General features: G+C 58.9%; 23 protein-coding genes. 14 read left to right on the plus strand and 9 right to left on the minus strand.

What is annotated here, in order from left to right:
- Positions 1-17: 17 nt before the first annotated feature.
- The 3 genes from J3A64_RS23190 (at position 18) to J3A64_RS23200 (ending at position 6,214) form a co-directional block, all read left to right on the plus strand.
- Positions 18-956, plus strand: coding sequence for a hypothetical protein (locus J3A64_RS23190; RefSeq protein WP_374100569.1), 939 nt, complete (start codon positions 18-20; stop codon positions 954-956).
- A complete protein-coding gene (locus J3A64_RS24030; protein ID WP_210066443.1) occupies positions 953-3,760 on the plus strand; it encodes an ATP-dependent DNA helicase in 2,808 nt (935 codons plus the stop codon). Before J3A64_RS23190 ends, J3A64_RS24030 begins: the two co-directional genes overlap by 4 nt.
- Positions 3,761-3,928: 168 nt before the next feature.
- A complete protein-coding gene (locus J3A64_RS23200) occupies positions 3,929-6,214 on the plus strand; it encodes an AAA family ATPase (protein ID WP_210066445.1) in 2,286 nt (761 codons plus the stop codon).
- A gap of 360 nt (positions 6,215-6,574) precedes the next feature.
- Here the strand turns inward: J3A64_RS23200 and J3A64_RS23205 are convergent, their stop codons facing one another.
- The 4 genes from J3A64_RS23205 to J3A64_RS23220 all read right to left on the minus strand — a co-directional run bounded on the left by J3A64_RS23205 (position 6,575) and on the right by J3A64_RS23220 (position 10,057).
- On the minus strand, positions 6,575-7,363 hold the full coding sequence (locus J3A64_RS23205) for a hypothetical protein (RefSeq protein WP_210066447.1): 789 nt from the start codon (positions 7,361-7,363) through the stop codon (positions 6,575-6,577).
- Positions 7,364-7,696: 333 nt separating this feature from the next.
- Positions 7,697-8,278: a hypothetical protein gene (locus J3A64_RS23210; protein ID WP_210066449.1), complete on the minus strand. Its 582-nt coding sequence runs from the start codon at positions 8,276-8,278 to the stop codon at positions 7,697-7,699.
- A gap of 334 nt (positions 8,279-8,612) precedes the next feature.
- Positions 8,613-9,191: a recombinase family protein gene (locus tag J3A64_RS23215; RefSeq protein WP_210066451.1), complete on the minus strand. Its 579-nt coding sequence runs from the start codon at positions 9,189-9,191 to the stop codon at positions 8,613-8,615.
- Between the two features lie 455 nt (positions 9,192-9,646).
- Positions 9,647-10,057 (minus strand): hypothetical protein, encoded by a 411-nt coding sequence (locus J3A64_RS23220; protein WP_210066454.1) that lies wholly within the window; start codon positions 10,055-10,057, stop codon positions 9,647-9,649.
- A gap of 852 nt (positions 10,058-10,909) precedes the next feature.
- Between J3A64_RS23220 and J3A64_RS23225 the strand changes: the two genes are divergently transcribed.
- Positions 10,910-11,062 (plus strand): hypothetical protein, encoded by a 153-nt coding sequence (locus tag J3A64_RS23225; RefSeq protein ID WP_210066456.1) that lies wholly within the window; start codon positions 10,910-10,912, stop codon positions 11,060-11,062.
- Between the two features lie 62 nt (positions 11,063-11,124).
- Positions 11,125-12,321: a GDSL-type esterase/lipase family protein gene (locus tag J3A64_RS23230; RefSeq protein WP_210066457.1), complete on the plus strand. Its 1,197-nt coding sequence runs from the start codon at positions 11,125-11,127 to the stop codon at positions 12,319-12,321.
- 822 nt (positions 12,322-13,143) lie between these two features.
- Here J3A64_RS23230 and J3A64_RS23910 read toward each other — a convergent pair.
- From J3A64_RS23910 to J3A64_RS23250, 4 genes are all read right to left on the minus strand, one after another.
- A complete protein-coding gene (locus J3A64_RS23910; protein WP_279586750.1) occupies positions 13,144-13,269 on the minus strand; it encodes a hypothetical protein in 126 nt (41 codons plus the stop codon).
- Positions 13,270-13,472: 203 nt separating this feature from the next.
- Complete coding sequence (locus J3A64_RS23240; protein ID WP_017197898.1) at positions 13,473-14,243, minus strand: ParA family protein; 771 nt, start codon at positions 14,241-14,243, stop codon at positions 13,473-13,475.
- A gap of 1,142 nt (positions 14,244-15,385) precedes the next feature.
- Complete coding sequence (locus tag J3A64_RS23245) at positions 15,386-17,200, minus strand: MarR family transcriptional regulator (protein WP_307807239.1); 1,815 nt, start codon at positions 17,198-17,200, stop codon at positions 15,386-15,388.
- A 222-nt stretch (positions 17,201-17,422) separates the two neighbouring features.
- Positions 17,423-17,656 carry a hypothetical protein gene (locus J3A64_RS23250; RefSeq protein WP_017197895.1) on the minus strand — a complete coding sequence of 78 codons (234 nt, stop codon included), beginning with the start codon at positions 17,654-17,656 and terminating at the stop codon, positions 17,423-17,425.
- Between the two features lie 738 nt (positions 17,657-18,394).
- Here J3A64_RS23250 and J3A64_RS23255 point away from each other — a divergent pair.
- From J3A64_RS23255 to J3A64_RS23915, 4 genes are all read left to right on the plus strand, one after another.
- Positions 18,395-18,673, plus strand: coding sequence for a hypothetical protein (locus J3A64_RS23255; RefSeq protein WP_210066463.1), 279 nt, complete (start codon positions 18,395-18,397; stop codon positions 18,671-18,673).
- A complete protein-coding gene (locus J3A64_RS23260; protein ID WP_210066465.1) occupies positions 18,673-19,656 on the plus strand; it encodes a hypothetical protein in 984 nt (327 codons plus the stop codon). The genes J3A64_RS23255 and J3A64_RS23260 overlap by 1 nt, the downstream gene beginning before the upstream one ends.
- Positions 19,657-20,144: 488 nt before the next feature.
- Positions 20,145-20,807, plus strand: coding sequence for an alpha/beta hydrolase family protein (locus J3A64_RS24165; RefSeq protein ID WP_374100570.1), 663 nt, complete (start codon positions 20,145-20,147; stop codon positions 20,805-20,807).
- Positions 20,808-20,820: 13 nt separating this feature from the next.
- On the plus strand, positions 20,821-21,276 hold the full coding sequence (locus J3A64_RS23915; protein ID WP_243836902.1) for a hypothetical protein: 456 nt from the start codon (positions 20,821-20,823) through the stop codon (positions 21,274-21,276).
- A 74-nt stretch (positions 21,277-21,350) separates the two neighbouring features.
- Here the strand turns inward: J3A64_RS23915 and J3A64_RS23275 are convergent, their stop codons facing one another.
- Positions 21,351-21,665, minus strand: coding sequence for a helix-turn-helix transcriptional regulator (locus J3A64_RS23275; protein WP_210066467.1), 315 nt, complete (start codon positions 21,663-21,665; stop codon positions 21,351-21,353).
- Positions 21,666-21,998: 333 nt separating this feature from the next.
- Between J3A64_RS23275 and J3A64_RS23280 the strand changes: the two genes are divergently transcribed.
- From J3A64_RS23280 to J3A64_RS23300, 5 genes are read left to right on the plus strand one after another with little or no spacing between them, the layout of a single operon-like run.
- Positions 21,999-23,072, plus strand: coding sequence for a M23 family metallopeptidase (locus tag J3A64_RS23280; RefSeq protein ID WP_210066468.1), 1,074 nt, complete (start codon positions 21,999-22,001; stop codon positions 23,070-23,072).
- On the plus strand, positions 23,072-23,605 hold the full coding sequence (locus J3A64_RS23285; RefSeq protein ID WP_210066469.1) for a hypothetical protein: 534 nt from the start codon (positions 23,072-23,074) through the stop codon (positions 23,603-23,605). Before J3A64_RS23280 ends, J3A64_RS23285 begins: the two co-directional genes overlap by 1 nt.
- 41 nt (positions 23,606-23,646) lie before the next feature.
- A complete protein-coding gene (locus J3A64_RS23290) occupies positions 23,647-24,828 on the plus strand; it encodes an AAA family ATPase (protein ID WP_210066470.1) in 1,182 nt (393 codons plus the stop codon).
- A gap of 14 nt (positions 24,829-24,842) precedes the next feature.
- A complete protein-coding gene (locus J3A64_RS23295) occupies positions 24,843-25,187 on the plus strand; it encodes a hypothetical protein (protein WP_210066471.1) in 345 nt (114 codons plus the stop codon).
- A 3-nt stretch (positions 25,188-25,190) separates the two neighbouring features.
- Complete coding sequence (locus J3A64_RS23300; protein WP_210066472.1) at positions 25,191-25,970, plus strand: hypothetical protein; 780 nt, start codon at positions 25,191-25,193, stop codon at positions 25,968-25,970.
- Positions 25,971-25,995: the final 25 nt, after the last annotated feature.

Raw genomic sequence — 25,995 nt, forward strand, 5'->3', positions numbered from 1 at the left:
TCGTGGCCCTCGGTCCGATGCCCGAGTCGGATTCTAAGTTCATGCGCCGCGTGCGCGCGCATCAAGCGTGGTATCGAGTGCACGTCCTCGGTCGCGAGATGTTTGGTCGGCTCACTGGATCGGGTTCGCTATGCGGCTCGGTTCTCGCGGATGCCGACGCATGTGAAGGTTTGAATTTCACCAGTTCAGACGCACTCGCCTCGTACGAGGAACGGCGCGCGAAAGGCTGGGGGGTCGACCCGGTTCGATGCACCAGCTATATGACGTCCAGCCAGACTCTGACGTTCAACATGCTGTCGGATCTGCAACGTCATCCGGATGCGGCTGCTCGGTTGTTTGGGCGGTTGCTGGGAAGGTCCGATCTGTTGACAGTGGAGTCCGTGGACTTCGAGTTTTCGGGGGTCCAGTCTCCTTATTGGCTCGGGGATCGTACGTTCATCGACGCTTTGTTTCGCTTTCGGAGGCAGGATGGCGGATTACAGGTGGTGGCCGTCGAGACGAAACTTGCGGACCGGTTCTCGACCCGTCGTACGGACGCGATGGGCGGTCTTAGCTATCAGCGTTTGAGCGACGGGTTGCAAATCTGGCGTGACCTGGCAGCGAGTCTCGAGAGCAATGTGACTCGACAATTGACTCGCTGTCACGCCTTAGCGCAGTCAGTTCAGTTGTTGGATGGGGCTGCCGCCGACGAATCAGCATCCTTGCTTGTGCTGCTGCATCCCAAAGACGTGAGTGGAAGGTCACAGGCTGAGAAATACCTTGCCGGGCTCGTTGAAGGCGAAGCGGCAGCGGTCACCTGGGATGTGTACCTATCAGATGCCGAAGCAACGGGCGCGTTGCCTCGCAGCCTCACAGACGCTTTGGGCGTGCGCTACGTGGATCTTTCCCTGAGTGAGGAGGCGTGGGTCGCCGTCGAGGATAGTCGCCGACGAAGAGCCGTGGAGGTGACGGCGTGAATGCTTATACTCGTGCGCAGGCTGCAGCGATTGCCTGCCTTGACGAGCCCCTTCAGATCATCGCGTGCGCTGGTTCAGGGAAGACTCAGGTGATCTCGCAGCGAGTCGCTGAGATTCTCAAGCAGCCGGGTATTGTGCCCCGGAACGTCATCGCGTTCACCTTCACGGAGAAGGCCGCGGCCGAGCTAAAGGAGCGCATCCATACAGTTCTCGCGACCGAGGGTGTCAGCACCCAGGGAATAGCCGAGATGTATATCGGCACAATGCACGGCTATACCTTGGATCTGCTGCAGCGGCTCGTGCCGGAGACGTTCAAATTCTCCGCACTCACAGACATCACAGGCCGCCTCTTCGTTGACCGGAACAGCCGGCGGTCTGGACTGACCGACTGCCCGACGTCGTCTGTGGGCACGCCCAAACTGAGGCGCTTTTTGCACTCCAAGCTCTACATGCAGGTGACGAGCATCCTTCGCGAAGATACTGTCAACGAGGAACTGGTGCCGAACGGCGTGCTCAAAGCGCATTGGAACTATTTGGGTCTCCTCTACGAGCACCGCTATTTCGACTTCACCGAGATGATCAACCTCGCGGTCCAGTTCCTCGAGGGCGACCCCACCGAGGATGCCGAGGCTGCGCTCGTACAGCGGCACATTCGTGACGACATCCGCTACGTCGTCGTTGACGAGTATCAGGACGTCAACCCGCTCCAAGAGCGTCTCATCCGCGGGCTCGTCCAGTTCGGCGCTAACGTCTGCGTGGTCGGTGATGATGACCAGACCATTTACCAATGGCGAGGCAGCGAGGTCAACAACATCGTGAACTTCAAGGAGCGTTACACCGGCGTCCGCCAGGTCACATTGGATGACAACTTCCGATCTAGCAAGGGCATCGTCGAGCTCGGTCGCTCGGTTGCAGAGCTGATCCCGTCCGGGGCTCGACTACCTAAGGCGATGGCTGCATCTGGACGCCAGACGTTTGAGCGCGGCGACCTGCTTGCCGTGGACTTCGTCGACCCTGACGCGGAAGCGGCATGGATCTGTGACCGCATTCAGGCCATGCGCGGCGTTGCGTTTACCGATGGGCCGGGTGCAGTACCACGGGGGATGTCGTGGTCCGACTTTGCCGTGCTCTATCGGTCGGTCGCGCGCGATGCTGGACCACTCGTCGACGAGATGAGACGTCGTGGCATCCCCTACGTGATCAAGGGGCTGAACCGCCTCTTCGACAGCCCAGAGATCCAGGCTATCGTCGGCATCTTCCGCTACATCGTGGCCGAGATCGACGGGTCGATGCTGCGCGCGCTGTTTGATGACGCCTCGCTCGTGCCGGACGGCTGTAATTGGGCGGCAGTTATGAAGGTGCTAGACGAGGGTCGCGACTTTGACCGCGGCGAAAGATGGGGGGTTTACAACATTCAGCGCCTCTACCTCGAGTTCCTGGAAGCGCTGACGCTCCGCGAAGACACGATTCCCGGAGACCCTGCCCGAGCAGAACTCGTTTTCTATCAGCTCGGGAAATTCAGCCAGGCGATCTCGGACTTCGAGACGATCTACTTCAACACTGGCCCCGCCCAGAAGTACAAGGCTTTCACCGATTGGCTGGCGTTCCAGGCGCCCGACTACTACGCGGACGCTGATGCCGACGTTGGCTACGCCGCACCTGACGCAGTAGTGATTTCGACCGTCCACCAGGCCAAGGGCATGCAGTGGCCGGCCGTCTTCGTCCCGTGCCTTCGCAACAACCGGTTTCCCGCGAAGCGGCCGGGCGGTCTTGGACTCTTCCACGTCATCCCTGACAATGCCATCGCGAGGTCCGATCGATACCGCGGGACGATCGAGGACGAAACTCGACTGTTTTATGTCGCCGTGACCCGCGCTCAGAAATACCTCTTCGTGTCTTACTCACCTGTGCCCGGCAATCGTCTGTACGGCCGACGATCCGCGTTTTTCGACCACTGTGCTCGTCAGGCCTGGTTCCTGACCCGGGACCCTGGAGCTCCGGCTTCTTCGCTCGCACCCCATGCGAAACGAGAGGTCCCGAATGTCACACTCTCCTTCTCCGAGCTCAAGTACCTCTTTGAGTGCCCCTACCAGTTCAAGCTCCGCTTCCTCTACGGCTTCAACCCCCCATTGCACGAGGCGCTCGGCTACGGCAAGGGCCTGCACGATGCACTCGCTGAGGCACACAAACGCGCTCTGGACGGTGACGTACTGCCAGCAGCAGCGGCCGAGGAACTTGTTGACCGCCACCTGCATGCGCCGTACGCATATCCCGAATTGAAGAGCGCCTTGCGATCGGCTGCTATCAAGGCAGTTGGCCGCTACCTGGGGGACCATGCAGCCGACCTCGAACGCACTGTCCACAGTGAGAAGCAGATCCAGGTTCACGTTGCCCCGGGGGTCATAGTGGATGGCCGCATCGACCTGGTGCGCCGTTTGGACACCGACGAGCTGGCCATCGTCGACTTCAAGTCCACCGCACGCGCCCAAGACGAGGATGTAACTCGAGACCAGCTGCACGTGTACGCGGTCGGCTATCAAGAACTCACTGGCGAACGCGCCGACCTCATCGAGGTTCTCAACCTCGACGAGGACGGCAAGACAATTCGTGAGAAAGTCGAGGATCCATTGCTGGCGGCCGTACGCGGACGAATCAAAGTTGCCGGTACATCGTTGCGAAATAATGACCTTCCCCGACTGCCCCTCTGGAGTGAGCAGTGCGCGAAATGCGACCTGGCTGAACTGTGCCGCGAGATTCCAGCGAGTGCCAAAATCGCGCGCAGGGCAGGTTCGGAAGCTGTTTGAATACCTGACGCTGAAGCGCAGGCGCTTCAGCTATCTGTCAGGCAGGAATTTCTGCTGGTTTAGCGGATGCACGCTCTTGGAGTCCCGTTCCTTTCAGGAACACCCTGAGACGCGCCGGGCTCAGGAAGCGTCGCGAATTATGTCGACACCCCTCGTTACAGTTGTCCAATGCTCCGCCGCCTCGAACCGACCCAATCGTACCGTTCCCTAAGCAAGGGCTTCTGGTTGAACACATTGCCCTTGGCCAAGCGCTCGGTCATCTATGGCCACAATGGCAGCGGCAAGTCATCGTTCGCATCGCTTCTGCTTGAGATTGCTTCGGACGATGCTTCCACCGAGGTGCTGTGGGAAGACGAAAACGGGCAGAGTCATATTTTGAGGGCAGGGCAAGGCGGACCCTCCCCTGCCATGGCTGTCTTCACCAAAGAGTGGGTGCGGCGGAATTTGTCCCAGTTCCTTGACGGCGCCACCGCGTCCCCTATCGTGACACTCGGCCAAGAGGCCATCGAAGCCAAGGAACAGGAGCAGGACCTCGCTCGACAGATCGAGGAACTGCGTGCCAAGGCGAAGGAGGCCGACAAGAAGCGGCAGGACCATCACGCCAAGGCCAAGAAACTGGCAATCACAGCACAAAACGCCATCGCCGATCAGTTGCGCGAGTTCGACTACCAGCGCTTCACGAAGAACCGTTACTCCGTCCCCATCGTTGAGGGAAAGCTCCGCGACTACAACGGCGAGTTTCCCGACGAAAATGAACACGCTGAGGCCCTCAAACGCCTTGGTGAGGGTGCTGCCGAGCGAGTGGCAGCCGTCTCTCTGCCGCCCGATGGCCTCACAGACACTCTTGACAGCCTCGGGACGCTACTTGCGGAGACGCCTACTCGCGTCGCTCTTGAATCGCTTTCGGCGGACCACGGTCGCCAGGCCTGGGTCGAGCAGGGCCTACAACTACATGAGCACTTGGATGAGTGCCTCTTCTGCGCCAGCCCCATCACGGAGAAACGGCGTGAGGAACTTGCTAAACACTTCGACCAAAGCTGGCTCCAGATCCGTGAACGTACACAGTCGCTTCTACAGGGCGTCCAGACGGAAAGGTCGGCACTGTCGGATTGGTTTAGCGGCCTCCCAAGCCCGAAGGACGTGGTCAGCGAACTGCGGGATGGGTACGCCTTGCATGTGAATAGAGCCAGTGAGGAAGTGGCGGCACGGCTCAAGGTGCTCGGGAACATCGAGACCGCACTACGCACGAAGGCCGAGGATCCAAGCACCACCCTCCAGGAACCCGACTGGGCAGTGCTCAAGGTGAGCTTCTCAGTGGCCCCGCTTCAGCAGGTCGTGACGGAGCACAACACGCAGGCCGATGAGCACAGCATCGTGGCCGAAAGTCGTTACGAGACGATTCTCAACCACATCATCGGCTCGCGCAGTGACGCCTTCCGTAAACTGGAAGCCCAGACTCAGACCGAGCAGGGAGAAGCCAAGGCTGCAAATGACGGAGCCGATCTCGCCCAGCGCACCCTCGTAGCCCTCCGCCAGCAGCAGTTCTCCAACAGCGAGATGGCGGAGACGCTCACCAATGACTTGGCCCGTGTCTACGGGAAGAACCACCTGAGCGTTGCAGTGACCGACGACGGCAAATCCTATGCATGCCGCCGTGGTGATGCACCTGCTACTCATCTGAGCGACGGCGAACGCACCACCCTGTCGCTGCTCTACTTCCTCCGCAAGCTCGAGGACGAGACTGTGAGTGGCGACAAGAGAGCACGCATCGTGGTCATCGATGATCCGTCCAGTTCACTTGACCGTGAGGCCCTCTTCGCAACACATCAGTGGCTAGTGGACTCGCTCAAGGGCTTTGGCCAGTTCATTGTGCTCACTCATGATTTTGGCCTTCTCCGCCTTTTCCTCAAGTCGCAGAAGAACGCCTGGGACGACTCACGCAAGAAAATTCGCGATGGCAACGCCGACGAAGAGCGTTTCCCGAAGGCTACGTTCCTTGAGATGTACTCGGCCACCGATAACGGGGTGCGCCGCACCAAAGTAGCAGCTCTTTCCCCTATGCTCTCGAAGCACACGACGGAGTACGCCTACCTGTTCAGCAAGGTGATGAGCGGTGTCGCCGACGGCAATAATCACGACCGTCTCTTCCTACTGCCAAACGCGGCTCGCCGCGTTTTGGAAGTATTCACAAGTTACAAGGCACCACACCTTGGCAACTTCGACCAGCGACTTGGGGCGTTGATGGGCGACACCTCATCTAACCCATACCGTGATGTTTACGACTTCTGTAACCGCTTCTCCCACGGCGAAGGCAACGAAAGCCTCGATGTGCTCGATAGCCGGGTGGTTCATGGGCAAATCCGCCGATGCATGGAGTTCATGAAGTCGGCAGACAAAGAGCACTTCGAGCGACTATGTAAGGCTACAGACCTAGATCCGACCACCATCGGGTGAAACGGTGCGGTGCGCGCTGTGAACCACGTTCCGAGGACCCCATTCATCACACATTCCTCGGTCAGGGTACGTGTCCCATTTCCTTAGAAGTGGGACACCATTAGCGGGACACTCCCCCGTCAGTCAGGAGTCGCGAGAATGTGAATGTTGGCGATAAATGGCGCTTTTCTTGCGCCGCTCCGTGTCGCCTCGCATCACTCACCCAGGGCTAGTGCGGGGCCAGCATGCAACCTCCTCCGGCGCCCGCTCGAACTCGCCTCGAAACCCCAGCTTTTCGAGACACAGAGGCTATGAGACACCCCGGTGAGTTCAGAGAAGGAGTCGGAGACCGCGGGCGGGATCGCCTATCGGATCAGCTGGTCACTTGAAGGACCTGAACACGATCGAGTCGAAAACCGCGCGCGCCTCTCTCATCAGCTCCGGATTGATCGATTCCTCGATATAGCCCACCGCAACGACAGCCCGCCGGCCCTCCAAGTCGACCACCCGGTAGGTCTCGTGTTCATTCTGAGTCGAGTACCAGTGTGTGCAGTGGTACTGCATTTCTGAGTGGATGCAGAACTTGCCGCTGTCGCAGGCCGGGATGTCCACGTCGCCCTCGACGGAGTGGTCGAACTCGAAGCCGGTGTAATCGCCCACCATGATCTTGGCAGGAGGAGTGCTTGCCGTTGACGATTGCGCCGCCATAGCCCTAGTGAAGGCCCAGTCCGCAGGACCGACATCGGCAAGGGCGCCCCTCCAGTTGCATGCGTCCATCGACACATAGAACGCGGACCCAAGGGTCAGGTGGACGGCCCATTCGGCCGGGTGATCCGGGTCATCCTTGCCCAGGCTGTTGCCGTCGAGAGCAGACCAGCCGCCTGGAACGGTGATCTCGAAAGGCTCCTTGTAGCCGTCGACGGGGACTAGATATGTGCCGGCGTCGATATCGCCACTCTTCGGCAGCGGCGGGACCGTGCGAGGGTCGCGGCTCTCAGGCAGCGGTGGGACCGTGCGAGCCTCCGTCATCGGAGAACTGGCAGACGGCAGGGATGCGTCGTCGGACTCATACTCGCACCCGCCGAGACATCCAATCAGTGCAATAGTCAGCAAGGGCAAGAGATGGCGTGACCGCTGAGCGGACTTTTCGATGGGTGTCATAGAACTCATTGATCCACCAGGCCACTACAAGCTACTGTGAGGCCCCGCAGCCGGGTGGCCTCGCAGGCGGTCCGAGATGGGATGCCGTCGCCCCAGTCTCCTCCGGTAGAGAACCCGTGACAATGAGAGTTGGATGGAAATGAGTTTCGACTCATGCAACCCCCGCAATGACAGGAGCGCCCTGAAGCAGCGGCGAGGAAACGCCAAAATTGCGGCAGCTTTCACCGCCCGAGTCTAACCAGCCAATGAGACCTGGCGGTAGCTCACGTCTCGTAACCCTTGGGATACGAGATGTAGGGGATCATCCCTCGCGAGGCGTGATATCCGAGGTGATTCTTGGGCTCACAGGTCGTCGGGCAGCTTCAAGAGGTCCACAAGCTCCGCTTTGTAGGCCGCTTTGGGTGCGTTGAGGAATGTCCTCTTCGTTTCCTCTTCAGGGCTTAATGGGAGGTACCTCCAGGTGGCTCTCCACCGGGCCATCCCAACCGCATCTGTATATTCAAGAGTGCCTCTGACAAGGTGTTTATGGATGTCTCCAAGCTCCACAGAGGCTGGAAGACCCAACGGCACCACCAGCCGTACCGCTGAGCGGTTGAAGGGATCCCCTGATTCCGGGGTGATTTCAGGAAAGCTCGCTTTTACGGGAGGCCGGCCGTCAGCGAAATGCCATTCCGCGTCGATGTCCTTTGCCGGTCGGTCTGAGGTTATTTGCAGATCCCAGTGCGTAAAACCTTCCATGGGCCGAAACCACCACACACCGACCTTCGGCTTACCTTGGAAAGCGAGGCCGAAGTGAGCCGCCCTTGATGCCCGCTGCGCCGTGTCCTGGGCCGCCTCCGCCCGCGCCGCGGCCTCGGTGCTGGCGTCCGCTTTTTGTATAGCCACCACAGCGCTAACCAATCCTGCAGCAACGGGTACAGTCACAGCGAACGTCAGGGAAGGCACAGCAAGAGGTAGCCCCGCAACGACCAAAAACACCAGTCCAAGCAGGACCCGGAATGTTACCTGCCGGCGCTTGCGCCGCGTCTCTGGGGTGCTCGCCGCTCTCGTCACGATTGAAGCTAACCACAGCAACCATCGCGGCGTCCTATTTCCTTAGAACCGAGACCCCTGTGGATTTGATCGCCATATGGTGGCGATTTGCCGTGCCATCCGCAGCCCGACCTCCGCGTCATATTTACGTCCCGGATGTTGTCCCAAATCCTCTGCCGTGGACAGCAGTAACAAAGACAACTTCCGGGACAGTTACCTCTGTGGATCAGGAGTCCATGCCGAGGTATCGATAGACGGTGGCTCGGCTGGCCCCGATGATTTTTCCGATGTCCGTCGGCTTGAGACCGCGAGCTTTCAGTTCATGTACCCGCTTGACCTTCTCGTGCTCCGTCGTGATTTCCCGGCGGCCTGCTTTGCGTCCGTTAGCAGCTGCAGCCGTCATGCCGGCCTTGGTGCGCTCGGAAAGCTGGTCTCGTTCAAGCTGTGCGAACGCGGAAATGATGGTGACCATCGCCTGGGCCATCGCTCCCCCGACCTCGCTGGCCGGGTCAGTGGCGATTCCATCCCTTAGGGAACGGAATTTGATGCCTCGGGATTTGAAGTCATCCAAGAGCTCGAGCAGGTGGCGGGTGTTGCGTCCCAACCGGTCCAGCTTCCACACGATGACTTCATCCCCTGCGCCGAGACGGTCCAGCATCCGGTCCAGCTCCGGACGACTTACCCGCGTCCCGCTAATCCCCTGGTCTTTGTAGATTCGGTCGCACCCCGCTGCTTCCAGTTCCCGGATCTGCAAATCGGTGTTTTGGTCCGCCAGGCTGACGCGGGCGTATCCAAGGCGTGCCATCACTTCTCCGTCTTGTTAAAGGCCAAATACGAGTGATGTTGAGAATGCCTTAGTGAGACACATTGTTGGGACAAGCGACCTGCTGGAAATACGCCATCCCGAATCCTCAACCAGACCCAGCTCTGGGGTTCCCGTCAAAGGATCCATTGATGAGATGACGGCAGACTGTCGGGCCGGACGAGTTGAAGAACTCCCCGGCCATCGTGGATTTCATCGTGCGGCTCTTACGTGCATGTCATGGCCGCGACAGCGGGGTTCCAGAATGAGGTTTTGCTGGCACGGAGGACCGGCTTACGCACTCCAGTCGTGTGAACACGCGAGGCACGACTGTCATGTTAAGGGGGATAACTTGGAGCGGGTTTGATAAACCTATTGCGATGCCGGGCTTCTACGCCCGGGGTGCTTGGGAACAGGCCTTCGTGAGAGCGATCTATGGCTCCATTCGGAAACTCTGCCTACGACCCATCCTTCGCCCAGATCACGGTGCCGTGGTCGTCCGTCCCCTCGACGACACCCGTTAGATCACTCAACGCGGTCGCTAGTTCAGCGACTTCGGCGTGAAGAAGGTCAATCAATTTGTGACGACGTTTCTTCCCAGCTTTCGGCCACTCTGCGATCAAAGCCGACATCACCTTCGTATTGTGGTTCATGAGGTCGAAAATGTGACTCTCCAAGGCCTCGGGCGCCCCTGAGTCACGAGCGGTGTCTGTAAGGATGACTAATCTGGACAGCACGACCGGCCAGGTGTCCAGGACGTTCGCGATTGGGCTCGTCCCCCCGGAGGCTATCCTCAGACGGGCAAGGGCTCCTCGGAGCCGATAAAAGATACCGTCTGCGATTAGGGAATCACCCTCCGCTGTCGCCACGTTAGCTCCTCTGACCCAGCTATAAGGTCTGCGAGGGCGGCCAATTCCCTAGCATCCGAGGCAAGTTTTTGGTTATGACTATTGGCCATGTGAACAACCATGAGAGCAACGAGACCGCCGATCACAGCGGCTACGAAGGAGCCTATTGCTCCGCTCCACAACTGGGCCCATGATTCCGGGCCAATTCCAAGCCACATGGTCGAATGCTATACGGGCGGGACAAAATCGCGGCGGACTTTGCAGCTGCGGCAGGTCACATGAGTCGTCAGCCGCATTTGTCAACGTGCAGGGATGACTCCATGTCAACGGGCGCGCCGCTTCGTCCATGGCAAGGTCCCCTACTGGGGACCGCCTTCATGGCGGAACGAAGCAGACCACGCCTAGGCGCGTCTACCGACAAGGGAGTCGATTCCTCGATGGGACTTCTTTGGGGCGGGAATGAGCGCGGATTCCCACGTCAGCACTCGAGGCATCCGGACTCACACCATGGAGCCGAGGAACGCTTGAAATCCTGTTGACACTCCTCTACTTCCAGGAGGAGCGTTGGCACTACCCTCCGCATCGACAACCAAGGTGAGATCGCGATGAACGCACAAGCCAGCACCCCACGACGGCGGCCGCAACTCCAAGGCAGGGGTGGTACCCATGGCGCGCCAGGGGGCGTCGTGGCGCCGCCGCGGCCGTCCGTCCTGGACCCAGGCCTCGAAAAGCTGGCGCACTTCACACTTGACATCGGAGCAAGCGTCTTTAACGGCACCAGAGCCGCGTACAACCAGCGGACCCATCGATATAAGGACAACTTCGTTAACCCAACGAAGTACACGTTCTTCTTGAGTGCGAGGGACGGGATCAATGCCTTCGCCAACCGAACAATTGCACGTCAACGACCGCAGCCAAGGAATGGATCGCAACTCGGCGATTGGCTTGACCGTCGAGACCATGACCGCGCACCAATTGAGGGAGCGCGCAGTCCAGAATGGCTCAACGCTTACGTATGGACGGTAAATCAAATCGGGGGTGGGTTCAACTCCCGAAGGATCGTACGTAGACCCATTAGCCCGATGGAGTTGGCAACAATCGACGTCCCCGAGCCGGGCACATACGACATCGAACTTCGTATTGTTACAGACGACAACAGATACTTTGAGCGCACCATGCGGATCACCTTTCGGTCTTGGTTTTTCGCGTCGATGGGTGATTCCAGCGCATCCGGCGAAGGTAACCCGATGGTCGATGGGGACTCGGACGACCACAGTCTCCGCGGCTGGCCCTTGTGTCAAGCAGCAACTTTCGCAAACATAGTCAACACGGTGGGCGGTGTGGTCGGCCTGCCGGTGACCATATCGATGAGTGACCAACCGGAATGGCTCGAGAAGGAAGCGCATAGATCCCTCACCAGCGGGCCCGCCTTGGCCGCAAGGCGTCTAGAGAATCGGTCCGCGAGGACTCTCAGCGGACGTATCCATAAGCTGGACGTGATTACCTTCGTGACGGTAGCGAGGAGTGGGGCGAAGATCGAGACCGGGCTGCTCCAGCCGCAGGGAGGTGCCAGCGATTTCAAAGGAATCGGGCAAATCGACGAACTGAAGCAAACAGCCAATGGGCGAACCGTAGATGTGATGATGATCAACATCGGTGGCAATGACGCCGGGTTCTCAACCGTGCTCGCCAACATGGTTGCCGAGGACAGCATCTTGAAGCCGTCGCTCAGCGAACTGATCCTAATGGGGCTGCTCAGACTGCCTATCGGGGGCAACGATGCTGCAGAGCGTCAGAAAATCCGCGATCGCCTTTCGGTAGCAATCGCACGCGGAGGACCAATCGAACAAGCATTCGACGACCTGAGGGACAAAGTGAACGAACTCATCACTCCGGTCACCGGGAAGGTCTATATCACCGGCTATCCGATCTGGTTGTTCGATACCAGGGATGCCAACGGAACGTTGGGCTTTAAAGCGGACGGGGTCTTCAGCGGACCCGACATGGACGTGACCGGCGCGGACTACAAGGCCATCCTCGCCCACGGTCAGGATCTGAACGACCTGATAGAGCGCAAGGCAGGCGAGTTTACTTGGATCTATGTAGAACCTAGCCAGGCATTCCGCGGCCGTGGCTATGCGGCAACGCAATCGCTCTGGCGGGGAGCCAGCCGCAGCTGCGACATTCAGGGGAACTTCGACGGAACAATGCACCCCACCGCAGAGGGTCACGGCGAATGGGCGCTCCAATACGCGGCCGCCATCAGGGCGAACTCAATGACGTGAGAACCGTCCCGAGGACCACTAGCCGTCGGCACCAAAGGCTGAGCTACGGCACTGACTGCTTCAGGCTTCGTCGCTGGGCCCCAGCGGTACAGTGCGATACCCCGTGGCTGGCGGCAACTTCCTTAGTGGATTCAGCGGGATCCATACTTAGCAGAGTCAACCGTCGAGCGGTGGCAACAACGTTGGAGCGCCGGCCGTTCCTCGACATAGCTGGAACGGACAACCACTGAGGCCACTCGCTCGTGCCGGTAAACCGATCCTCTTACGAGCATCCTCAGGACACGGACTCCCTCTGCCTCGAAAGCCCTCCCCCAGCTTTGCTGAGACCCATCACGGCGAGGCGACTAAATGAGTCTCCTCCTGCGCGTTAGCTCCCGCCGTTTGTGGAGCTTTGACGGCCGCACGCTCACGTCGAAATCGCTGAGTAAGGCTGTCTCGTGAAGTATTAGGATTCAGAGACACGCTGCCCAGCACATAAGGCAACGGGTATCCCCTGCCGTGCGGCCTATGCGCGAAGGGCTTCCGTAGCATCATGACTGTTGTCGAAGATCTGACCACCGGATGGTGCATTTAGAGTCATCTGTGTCGCACGGTCCCGTCCGCCGCATCGTGGATCAGAGGCAGGTCCTGTCCGTGGCGACGTCTGGGCATCAATCTGCCTCTTGCGGCCTACCGTGGACCTCTCCCCCATGGCGCGTCTTCTGCATCGAAGCTCACGCAAGCGGTGATTCCCGGCATAATCTGCCGCAGAAATCAGTCGCCAGGTTTGCAGGCGCGAGCTCAGTTCAGATCTCAAAGAATAATTATGTCCAGATAGATTTATTAGCGCCTGAGCCTCTCCCGTAAGGCCTCATCCAGAAGATCCGTAATAGTGATTCCGTATTTCATCGCGTACGCATCCAACTCGTCGCGAAGGCTTATCTCAATCTTGGATGAGAAGGGTTCCATCCGGCGCTTTCCTCTCGGCCTTCCCGGCCCAGGACGCTGGGGTTCGAGGTCGGCGGGTGGCGCAGACTCCGTGTGAACCGTGGCGACCTGAGGAGCCTCCTCGTGTTTCGGTACCTCCGTTCGCTTCTCCGCGGAAGTCAAAGCATCCACGACATCGGCAGCTGGTGCTTTGCGTATTGACGACTTGCGTTCCAAAGCCATTGCTAGTTCACCTCATCTAAGTATCGCGCATGCGCAACGAATTTTTCAGTCATGATTGCGGCTCCCCTGCCGGAGAGCTTGGTAAGCGGCGAGCGTGTGCTGACGGAGTCCTGCATTGCTGTCCTCAGCGGAAGATGAGGCTCTCTTACTTCGGGCCCGTACGTGCTCTCCAGCTCTCCGATTTGGAAGGAGTGTTCGGATGTGAGAGGTGAGCTCGTCTTATTGATGATGATGCCCAAAAATTCCAGCTGAGGGTTTAGGTGCGGAAGCGATCTAACCTTCTTCACTGTGTCGAGGAACTCCGTTACGCCCTTTACTGAAAAGGCCGCTGGTTCAGTAACCGCAAGTACCCGATCGGCCCAAATCAGTCCGTTCAGTGTCAGTCGTCCCAGTGCCGGCGGAAGATCGATGAGTATGTGGTCGTATTGCTCAAGCTCATCTGCGCCCCATGCTGCGGTCTTGAGTCGCATTTCGGGTGTTAGTAGGGCTTCCGACTCGAGTCGCGCAAGAGACTCAGAACTGGGGATCAGATCGATCCCCGGCCATGTCGTCTGAGTTATGGCTTGGCCGAGGGTTCCGGCTTCTCCCCCATACAACACATCGAAGACGTCGAACTCTCCGGCCCCTTCAAGCGCTTCCGTTACATTGGCTTGTGGGTCGAGGTCGATTATCAACACTCGCTTACCGATTAGACGCAAACCGGTAGCCAGGCCAAGCGTAACTGAAGTCTTGCCGACACCACCTTTGCGATTGCCTATGGCCGTGACTCTCATCGATATCCTCCGGATTAGCTAGGTACCGATGGGGATATGCCCATCAATACATCAGTCTTTCAATCTAGCCATCAATCTATCAGTCAATCTAGCCATCAATCAATACGTCAGGCCATCTTTCAATCATTATTTGCATCTATCTTTCAGTCTGTCCATCTTTCAAGCCACCCATCAATCTTTCTGTCATGACATAATTATTTATTCGTCCGTGCTAGATCCGCGTCCTATGGTAGATCCGGGGCTCCGGGAGGAGCGCACAACGCCTCCTGAGCCTTTGGGAGGCATGGCCGCCCCCACCATCACTTCCGTGGGGGGCCAAGACAGATATGGGACCAATAACGATAATCAATCAATATTTCTGTCATGACATAATTATTTAACTTCTACTTCCGCCATCGTCAAGGAATGCCTCAGAGCTGCTCTGCTCAACCAGGGGAGTCCAGTCGAGCAGCCTCACGTAAAGTGGAGGAACGTCAAGAAGACCTGACAGATAGGACACTTCATGGAATGGGATCTTGGAGACGGATTCCACCTCGGACGACTTGGGATCCTTCTGAACGATGGCCGGCTAGGTTCGCACCATGAAGATAACGAGGTGATCCGCGTCGCCGGAATCACCGGCAGAAGGAAACGAGACCCGCGGCTGCCTGGCTATGAACTCGTGCCGGAAAGTGAGGCAACTGGCTGGCAAGGTAGCTGCAACTGCGGTTGGACTGGTAGACAGTGGCAGCGCGTCCAAGGCCCGGGGAAAACCGACATGGCCAGGTACCGAGCAAAAGCACTAATAGGATCCCCAGCTACACCTCCCGTAGCAGTCGAAGAGACGATCCTGAACGAATGGCAGAGGCATGTAAAAGCTTGGCTCCTGCAGATGGCCGCACGCAGTTACGAGCGAGCCGCTGTACGTCTAAACGAGGCAGTTAGCGCAGCACGTGGCTCTGGACTGACTTGGACCGCCATAGGTGCAGAGACAGGAATGACACGACAAGCGGCTCATCAGCGTTGGAACCAGCCAGAATAGCCGTCACTGGGGAGCGAGCGATCTTCTTGAAACAAACCGCATACTCACATGCCTATGCCAAAGGACCCCATTGCTGCCGACGAATTCGATCACGGACGCAGATGCTAGACCTGCGCATGGGTCACCTCGCCCGGGTAAACGCCAAGTCAGCGAGCGACCATTCATCTGGTGGCCCCTCATAGGCTTCCCAAGGGTAGTCGTCCGTGGGGGATAGGAGTTCCGCTACTGTGTTCACGTTTCTCGAAAGCCATTCACGCCAGATAGTTCGTTCAATGCGGTACCTCTGTATTTGGCCGACTACAGACTCCAACACTCCAAAGTATTCTGCAAGTTCTTGGAGGGAGGTCGAACTGACGACCATCCAAAATCGCCCACGGTTCCTCGACACCATGTTCCAGGCGGCCAAGATCTCAAGACTTTCGCTCACAGCAGTCCTGGACAGCTTTGTCCGGACGACCAATTCCGTGGTCGTCAAACCCGGAGTTTGTTCCAGAGCTTCGTAAACAAACGCTGCCGGCAAGCCCAGTTCCCGGAAAACGGGTCTGAGCGCGTGAATCTTGCCTGCTTTCCATAACAATTCCTCGGCCCCTTCACGGAGGCCTTCAGGAACAGTGAGCATGTACAGATCCCCTTTAGTCCCTCGTCCACGCTCAACCAGAGTCACCAGAGGATCCTTTTCCGAACGCAAGGCTCTCAAATGAGAGCCCACAGTTGTGTGGTCAAGTCCTGTCGCCACGGCAATTGACCTATCACCAAACTCGACGAAACGAGACGCGGTCATGTGGGCCGCTGCTCCGAGTGCCCTGAGTACCATACGTCGCGCCAGACCCGTGCGTGAGCTGGCGTACGTAGGCTCTCTCAGAGATAGAGCATTCCGCCAGGTCCGCAGGTAGCGGTGCTCGCTGCTCGCATCAGGCGTGAGTCCAGTTCCAAGTGGGGGCTGTGTATTGGGCTGGCTTGTGGGGGATTTGCGTGCATTGTTATTTCCTGCCTCAACGGCCCTGCGTTTTCGCAGGTAAGCGACCGCGTTTTTCCAGTCCCGCTTCAAGGAGGGAATCCTGTGATGGGAGGCATAGCGGGCATAGAACGATGCGAGTCCAGGCCAAGTACCTTGGAGGACTCGTCGTTCTATATCAACGAGACTCATACCAGCGGCGGCCGCCGCCGTCAGGATCGCCTGACGGGCTTCTGAATCGGAGGAGTACCGGTTCGCGTCGTACAGGCCTGATAGCGCCATCTGCTGCATGGACCTGGACATTCGCCCAGCCACTTGCGGTGATTCATAGGCTTCGTCGTCCGCCGACAGTGGCTGCTCCAGTCTCAGCGCTCGTACGCCAGCGATTTCCTCTTTGAGATCTGCGCGAATTGTTGCCCATATCTGTTCCTTGTTTGGGCGTCTCACAACGTCGTATGCCATGCTGAGACTCATGGAGAGTTCCTGGTAGCCGCCACGCTTGTGCGGAGATCCCGGAGTACGCATGCAACCATGACGCATGTTCTGGTGCGGCGTCTTGTCCAATGTGCGGTATCGAGTGCCTAATGCCTCGACAACATCTCGTGCTTCAGTAAAGCCAATCCGTTTTTCCAGTGGTATGTAGACATGTCGACCGCCATTGGGCGAGTGGTCTTCAATCCACCGAGCCCCACAGCGGTGCAGCCACGTTTGTAGGGACTTCACATCGGCCTCGACCCAGTCGACGCCTGCAATCGAGGAGTCGAAGTCAAGGAAGATGGCCGAGCAGCTGCCATCCTTGCCGAAGATCCGGGCGGCCGCCGGATAAGTGGGGAGGGTCTCAGTCAGGGCGCGTTCGTGCTTCTGAGGATAGGTCTTACCGCCGTCCCGGGAGAGGCGGATCCGGGGTTGACCTGCGAGAAGAGGCGTAAGGGCAGCCCACACCTGAGCGGCGTTGGAAGTCTGGGATGGCTCTTGAGACACGCCAGCAGCGTCGGCTGCTGGCAGCACGAGAGCGTGCTGTTGTACGATGATTTTGTTCCTGTTCAGGGAATGAGAAAGGGCCGATCCTGCCAGATCGGTTTTGCAACACAAATGAAGGCCTGTTAAGGACTTCCATACGATTTACGATCTGTCTGCCGGCAAGCTATCCGGATCGTGAATCTTCAGCTTCGAAGGCCCGCTAATGGCGGGCCTTCCTTGTATCTATGAGGCCATACGAATCGGGAGTTCATCCTGCTGAGTGAACTGATCCAGCAAGGCCAAATCTTCGCGCAACGACCGGTCGACTGCAGAGGCAACATAGTCGGTGACAGTCATGCCTTTTGCGGCGGCGATCATGTGAACGTCCTCCGCGGTCTTGGCCGGCGTGCGGAAGCCAATGTATTTGCGGAGGCCCTTGCTGGGCCGCCCGCCTCCACGATTGATTACTGCGCTCATTGTCAGGTCCTTTGAATCTCGCACAACCAGGGGTTGTAGCTGGTTCATTGTTGGTGCCACATGCGGTCGATCGGGGTTCCGTTTACAGCTATCGACTGAATCGAACCTAGCACTGCGCAGAGTCTGATCAGGGGATTTGTTTACAGAAAACGGCCCCGCGTGTCGTCTCCCATCGCTCGTGAAGCGTAGGGCCGGCTCCGTCGTTGAGTCTGCTAGACGCCTGCATCGTCCATTCGCGCCCAGGCGCTCGATGGTTAGCCAGCCTGGGCGAGGCGGGGCTGGGCAAGCGGTAAGGCTCATTACAACCGTGCTCGCGCGCCTGGGGCAGCTGTCAATTGAATCCACGCTACGCCATCCTTTCCTACTTGTGACAAGCGTTCTATGAGGCCCCCTTGGTATGGTGGGGCCCAGTCGCTTGGCAAGGCGCTGGTAGAAACCCGCCGCCTGAACATGTCTGAAACATGTTTCAGCATAGCTTAGCCGAACCCAATAGCTAGCAAGGGGAGATTAGTGGTGGCACAAGGTCTGCCTACTCTTTCGATAACCACATCAGAACGAGCGTTCCGGGACGCGTCCGAAGCTTTCTCGGCGCTGAAGTTACCGACCAGGATCACCCTTGAACTGCTTGTCGGGGCCGTCGAAGAAATCCGTGGCCGCCGAATCCGAATCCGTTCAACAGACCGCCTCATAGGCACTTCCATTTGTGGCCTTTGGTTGCCTGGAAAGCGACAGGAGTGGGTGTTCCACCCACCTACGCCTTGGGAACTTCAGCGGCAGCAGTTCATCCTCCACGAGCTTGCGCATATGATCCTTGGGCACGACGCGCATCCCGGGGCAGGGGCCCTACTTCATGACGGGCTGCAGAATCTTCCCCCGGATCTGGTGCGGAGAGCGCTCATGCGGACGGAGTTCGGAAGCGTCGAGGAAGCAACAGCCGAGTACCTTGCAGATCTCATGGCTGAGGCCATCAGGGAGATCCCCGATGAGCCGGGTGCATTTGAGGAGGTATTCGGCTAGTGGAAATCCTTGCGGCAACGCTGATGGCCGCCTTGACTTTGATCGTCCTAGCAACCCGACGCCCAGGAAAGGACACAAGTATTCTCTGGGCGGCGGTGCTTATTTGCATTTCATTGGCCCTGAACATCAACGCTGCATATACGTTCGTAGATGGACTGTTAGCTGGACGAAACTACGTCGATTTGGGAGCCAATCTCCTGTTGTTGGTTGGCGTCTACTTCCTGGCGCGCGCGATCCACCGAGCAGCCAGCCCCGCTTCAGAAAGGGTGGCGTCACCACGAGTCCTGGGTAAGTCCGGCGTCATGATCGCCGCCTCAGCAGCCACCGCCTTGTTTGCGTTCATTGACGCGCCAAACACATCTACGATGTTCATGCGAGAATACGGGGGCCAGCCTGCTGCAGCCCTATATTCGGCGGTACAGTACGCGTACATCGGTGCTGTTATGGCCACGGCGGGTTGGACATGCTTGCGGTTTCGCAGTTCCTGGAGTACAGGCGTCTTCACATTGGCATTCGGTTTGGTGGGCTTGGGATGTGCGTCCGCGGTCCTGTTGGTGGTCAACGTTCTACTGCTGGATCTGCTGAATGTTCTTGGCAATGAGGAAGTCATGACGTCGCTCGGCGGCATCTACGCTGTGCTGAATTCTATGACCTTCATTCTCCTCTGCACTGGGCTCGCGCTGCCGCGCGCGAGCCGCAGGGTCTTGACAGTCCTTGATTCCAATAGGACGAACGCCGTGCTGTCAGATTTAAAGCCCGTATGGAGCAGGGCTGTCATCGGAAACTCAGGTATAACTCTGGATACACGAGTAGTGACTTACCGGGATCACAGACCCCGCCGCGAGTTGCATCGCATGATTGTCGAGATTCAGGATTCTCTAGTTAGAGATCCTAAAGCTCGCGAACGAATCGGTCATGACGGACTGTCTAAACTGGCCCGGGCCACAGGCCATCTGGAGACCCGACCGTGGCGCTCAAGGTAATTAGCGTCGCCGCATCACTTGTGGCAGTTGCCAGTTGTGGAGCAGCAGCTATTACGGCCGCTGCTGCTAGGCAGTCATTGTCTCCCGCGTCCCGGAAACGATACGACATCGTTCCTCTATCGGTAACTGATGATGACATTGAGCTCCGGGCCACGAGAAGGACGGATCTACCGGGCATTTTCGGACTCGACATCTTCGGAGAGGATGAACCGGCTGCTGTCGGACCCGTTATTGCGAAGGCGGACGATACTGTCAGGCGCAGCCTCATCCGCAGGCCAGTCTCGCTATCAACAGATTCACGATGCAGGTGGAGTGGCATAGTGGCTGCCACTCCCGAACGCCCGTTCAGTGAAATCCAGTTGCCTACATCGGTAGGGCTGGCCCCAGCATGGGTTGTGGACAAGGGCAGCGATGTCTGGGCGATCCATGTGCATGGCCAGGGGAGTGACCGCCGTCAGCCCTTGCGTGGCGTTGCCAGTGCAACGACCATGGGCCTGAACTCCCTAATCGTTTCGTATCGCAACGATGGTGACGCTCCAGCATCAGCCGACCGCCGATCCCACCTCGGAGAGTCGGAATGGCGCGACTTGGAAGATGCGCTGCAGTTCGTTTCCGATCGAGGAGGGACCACATGCATCGTATTCGGGTGGTCACTCGGTGCCACCATCGCCATGAACACCCTTCAGCGTTCCAGACTCGCAAGCATGATCAGCGGCATTGTGATGGTCTCGCCTGTACTTAGCTGGGAGGCAGTCCTCCGAGCTAACGCAAGGCACCAGGGTTGGCCTCCTAATTTGGGGTCGCAAGTCGTATCGCTGCTGGGATCTAAAGAGCTAAGCCGGCTGGCCGGGATCAGCACGCCCCTGAAGATCAGGCAAGCAGACGCCTCCAGGCTAGGCGGTCCGCTCAAGACACCTATCCTGATTCTTCATAATAGAAATGATTGGTCTGTACCCTTCGAGACCTCAGCCCGATTTGCTGAAACCCATGCGCCACAGGTGGAACTCGTTGAGTTTGAGTGCTCGGGCCACACTCAGGAGTGGAATTCGGACCCGGTAGGGTGGGATTTGGCAGTTCGTCGTTGGTATGGAAGGTTGTTCCAGCCAAACGCAACTGTGGGCAAAGCCGAGAAAACGGCTGGTGACATTTAGATGGGGTTGAATAATGGCTGGCGGTGATACTGCCCGAGACCGGCTTGCACGGGCGGAGACCCTTGCACGCAAGGTTAATTTGTTGTTGGACGTCGTAGTGGCGGAGGGCGGCAAATCCTACGAGTTCGCTGATATACAGATCGGCGTCCGTCAGCACGGATACGAGCTGTCCAGGACCCGCTGGTGGCGTATCAGAAGTGGGGAATCGCCCGAGGTGGTCCCGGTGGAAGCATTGGTTGCACTGGCCAAGTTCTTTGAAATTGACCCTGTCTACCTCACTGAAGAAACTGGTGACCTTCCGGAACGCATCGAGAAAGAGCTACAGCTTCTTAAGACGATGCGGCGAAACAAGCTGAAGAACATAGCCGCCCGAACTCTTGGCGATATCGATATCAAGACGCTCGATGCAATCAACGCCCTACTGGACGACGTAGAAAAGTTCGAAAGAAACGAGACCGAAGCGGACTGATTCATGTTCGAAACATGTTTCATTCCTGTTAGGGTTGAGCCATGCCCATTAGGATCGCCGCCCGCATACCGTCGTCATCGGCCTTCAATGTAATCAACATACGCCCGCCACAGTTCTTGAATTCTCGCGGGCTGCAGCTCGTAAGTGACATCTCGACCTTGGCGCATGCCTCGCGGCGGATCAGTCTTGATCAATCCCGTTGCAGCAAGGGCTTCCAGGTGTCGGTTCAGGCTAGGTCGACTGATCTCCAACACATATTGCAACTGGCCGATTGTCGAAGGACCCAGTATGGCCAACTGACGCAAAACGTCCGCCTGTGCCCGACTGCCCATGAAACTTATTGCAGCCTCAACAGTGGAGGGCAGATTGGGGCGGATCAGTCGCGGCATGGGTCCATCTTGCCGGACTTTGCGCCGAACTGCCGCTTGGTCGTTAACCCACTCTATTAGTAATCAATAGAGTGGGTCACTGGCTGATGGAATTTCTTCGTCAAAGATGCTTTCGTACCCGCGAGTCGGTCACAGGTTGTCCTAGCGCCCACACTTTTCCAGCCCTATTGCTCGGAGCGTTCCTAGCGATGGTCTTGCTGTTGGGGTCCATGAAACCACCGAGAAGCCCATGGGGGAGGGACAGGTTTTGAACAACATGCTGCGGTTCGGCACGCAACGGCCGATGAACGCATCAGTGCCTACCTGTCACAATCACCGTGCTGGGGCAAAGCAATGATCGCCCGGAAAGCCATCACCAGTGGGTCGATCGTTGCGCTGCTGACGGTTGGCTTGGTGACTGTTGTCCTGGACGACAGCGATCCGGCGCAGGCAGCATCATCGTGCGCCGCCCCTGCCGGTGTATCCGAGGGTCCTGCCCCGGCCGGGGGAGTGGCAGGGTTTGATGCCGAGCAGATGAAGAACGCCCAGGTGATCATGAACGCGGCCAAGTCCCTCAAGTTGCCGGTCGCCGCGCAGCTGATCGGGATCCAGGCCGCGATCGGCGAGTCCACGCTTCATGTCGTCGACTACGGCGACGGGGCGGGACCGGACTCGCGTGGTTTGTTCCAACAGCGTGCCAACGGAGCGTGGGGATCGTATGCGGACCGGATGGACCCCACCATTTCGGCGACGAACTTCTTCAAAGCACTTCAGAAGGTGGAGGATTGGGAAACCCTCGAACCGACCGTCGCCATCCACCGGACGCAGCGGAACGCGGACCCGAACCACTACACGAAGTTCCGCGCCCAAGCCACTGAAGTCTTCAAAGCCCTGGGCGGGGAATCCGCCGCCGCCGTGGACCCGTCCGGTGTCTGCCCGGCTGAAGGCAACCAGGTTGTCGGGGAATTGGCCGGTAAGTGGGTCGCTCCCATGGAAGGGGCGATCAACAGCAGCGGCTACGGTCCCCGCCCTGCACCTCCCGGCACTGCCGGGGGAGTGCTGGCGAACTTCCACTACGGTATCGACTTCGTTCACCCCGGAGGGCCGGGAACGATCGTTGCCCTGACGGACATGAAGATCGTCAAGGTCCGCAACCTCGATGGCCTGTTCGGCACCGGGGTGACCGGCCAGACCGTGGACGGGAAGCTCACTATCGGCATGTACCACATGGAGGCCGGCTCGGTGAAGGTCAAGGAAGGCGACACCGTGGCCGCCGGAACATCCCTGGGCACCGAAGGCGCGACGGGCAACGTCACCGGTCGTCACCTGCACATGGAGTTCTTCGCCGGTGCCCTGCCCAACCCCATGGTTCCGATCAATCCCACCATCGACCCGGCACCGATCCTGAGAGAGAAAGGCATTCTCTGATGCGCAAGCACCTCGCACTCACCGCCGCGCTGGCCGTTGCGCTCTCGCTGAGTGCCTGTACCGGAAACGCGGGCACCGAACCAGCAGCCGGTTCGCCCCCTACGGTGAATACCGGACAGGCAGGGCAGGAGAGCCGCCACGCCGAGGACGGACACGACCACGGCGCCGATGAGCATTACGGCGTTCCCGAGGTGACGTGGGACGCTGCCGCTGAGAAGTCGGTCAAGGACACCGCTGCCAAGGTTATGGGCCTGTTCGCCCGTCCCGATGTTCCGGAGACAACCTGGTTCGCTGACCTGGCCCCGCATCTGGCACCGGAATACGCCGAGGATGCGAAGTACATCGACCCGGCGCGGGTGCCCATCCGGAAAGTCACGGACGGGCCCGTTATCAGCAGGGACGCCGGCAACCCGCTGACGGTGACGGCATCGTTCTCCACCGATGCGGGCCGCTGGACGATGCTCCTGCACCGTTCCGGTCAGCAGCAGTCCTGGCTGGTGACAGCCATATCCCCGCAAGACCCGACCTCATGACCCCAACGACAGAACCTGGAACGAGCGAGAGGAACCATCCGATGAGCACGAACTGGCAAGGGAGCGAACGGAAGAGCCGCGCACCCATTAGCCTGACCGACACTGAACCCGAATCAATCGCAGCGGATCCGTCCACGATCATCCACGCCGTACCGGATGCTGAACCGTCCGCGGCCGAAGAGAAGGCCGAGACGGTTGTGGATCACCGCGAGGTGCCGCTGGTCAGTGGCCGCCGCAGCGCCGCTGTGCTGCGTAAGGAGAACGTGAATGACCAGCTGCCGCCCGCCACGGGCTGGCAGGCGTTCCTGCGGGCGGTCAGCTTCGGTCTGATCAGCCCCAAGGTGGGCCCAGCGGAGCTGGCACGCAGGGCGGATCTGTCGGCGATCCAGCGGGTCTACTCCCGTCCGATGCAGATCATGGTCGCTCAGCCCCTGGGAGGTGTGGGTAAGACGATGTGCAGCGTCGGTCTGGGTTCCACGTTTGGGATTCACTCCGGGCAGCAGACGTTGGTGTGGGACAACAACGAGATGATGGGCACCGCCGGTGTACGGACCAACGCTAACGACTCCACCCGGACGGTCTGGGATCTGTTGAACGTTCTGGAGTCCTTCGAGACCGTTACCGCCCGTAAGGGCGAGCTGTCTTACTACACCCGCCATCAGGGGAACAACCAGTTCTCCGTCTTGGTCGCGGACGAGGACGCGGACCGGATGAAGTCCATTGGTGCCGACGAGTTTAACCGCATCCACACGGTGGTGAGCCGTTTCTACGACACCATCATCGTGGACACCGGGAACAACACCCGCTCAGCGAACTGGCTTGCCTCCATCGAGGTCACCGATCAGTTGGTGATTCCCACGACGCTCAAGCGCAACGCTGTCGTCTCCGCTTTGCGGATGATCGAACAGCTTGAGTCCATGTCCGAGCGCACCGGCAACCCGCACTACAAAGACCTGGTGTCCAATGCTGTCGTACTGGTCACCCAGGGCGGCGGGGCGAAGGTCTCCGCAGCTGAGCAGGCTGAGCTTCGCGAGAACCTGTCCTCCGCCGTGCGGGTGATGATCGACATCCCGTATGACGGGGCGCTGGATACCGGGTCGATCATCGACTGGCAGCTCGTCGGCGACCCGGCCCGTCGCGCCTTCGAACGTGCCGCAGCGGAAATCGCTGAAGGCCTTCTGGCCGTTGACCGTGCCACCGCCACCAAAACCACCAACCGATAAGGAAATCAAAAACGATGTTCAGCACCATCAGCAACGAAATCATCATCCGATCCGCCGTGCCCATGATCGACAACCCGCTGGACGGCGTGACACCCAGCATCAGCGTCCTCGGCGTGAAGTTCGAAGGAGCCGTCCAAATGGTCCTCGGTGCCCTCTGGGCTCTTGCCTTGCTCATCCTGGCTGGTTACTTCATTTGGAACCTCATGAAGTGGGGCGTGGCCCGCAACCGCGGCCACTCCGATGACATCGAAGAAGGAGCAGCAGGGGCCAAGAAGACCGGTATGGCCTTCGGTATGGCCGCCGGGGCCAGTGTCATCATCGGTGGCATTCTGGCTCTCGCCACGGCAGCAGGAGCCTAGCCCATGCGGAAGCACTGGAAACTCCTCACAGCCTTGGGGGCGGTGATCCTGGTCATCGCCGTTGCCGTCGTCCTGCTGAACCCGCCAACACCGGCGGCCAAGCAGGATGACCCCAGCCCCCTGCAGGCGTCCGGGAAGTTCGGGTTCCCAGTCTCCGGGATCAAGATCGGCGACGGCGGCACCAAAACCGCCAGTGACGGCAAAACCATCGCCGGCTACGACGGCAGCTGCGACTCAGCCGCCCAAGCAGCCGCTAACTACACACCCCTCATCGAAGACGTAAACACTTCCACCTGGGCACAACAGAAAAAGACCCTGAAGGAGGTAGGCGAGCAGGGCCCATGGGTGGAGCGAGCCACCTTCAACGGGGATCTGCTGGCCAACGCCAAGGACCTGCCCCCGGGAGCATTTGATGGTCAGTGGTACTACCGCTCCGACGTCGCTGCAGGTGGCCTGTACCGGATTGCCAGCTGTGAAGAGAAAAAGAAGGCAGTCGTACAGGTCTTCACAGGAGGCGTTGCGGCAGCGGTAAATAAGGCGCCCAGCGCCTTCTTCCAGACTGTCACCTTCGAACTGAGTTGGGCAGGCGACTGGAAGATCTCTGACTTCGCCATCGTCCAAGCAGGGCAGGACTTTGGTGGCCGGGTTAAGGACGGCGGACCAATGAGCGTAGGTACAAGCTTTGATGATCCCACTCCGATGCTCCAGAGCGACCTGGTAGATGCCTTCTTCAAAGACAAGAGCCGGGAAGGGTGGGTCGAGTATGCAAACGCTAAGCGCTAATAGGACGATCCGCCTCGTCGCAGTC

Origin of the sequence: Pseudarthrobacter sp. PvP004, from assembly GCF_017876035.1 — a bacterium.
Classification (GTDB): Bacteria; Actinomycetota; Actinomycetes; order Actinomycetales; family Micrococcaceae; genus Arthrobacter; species Arthrobacter aurescens_A.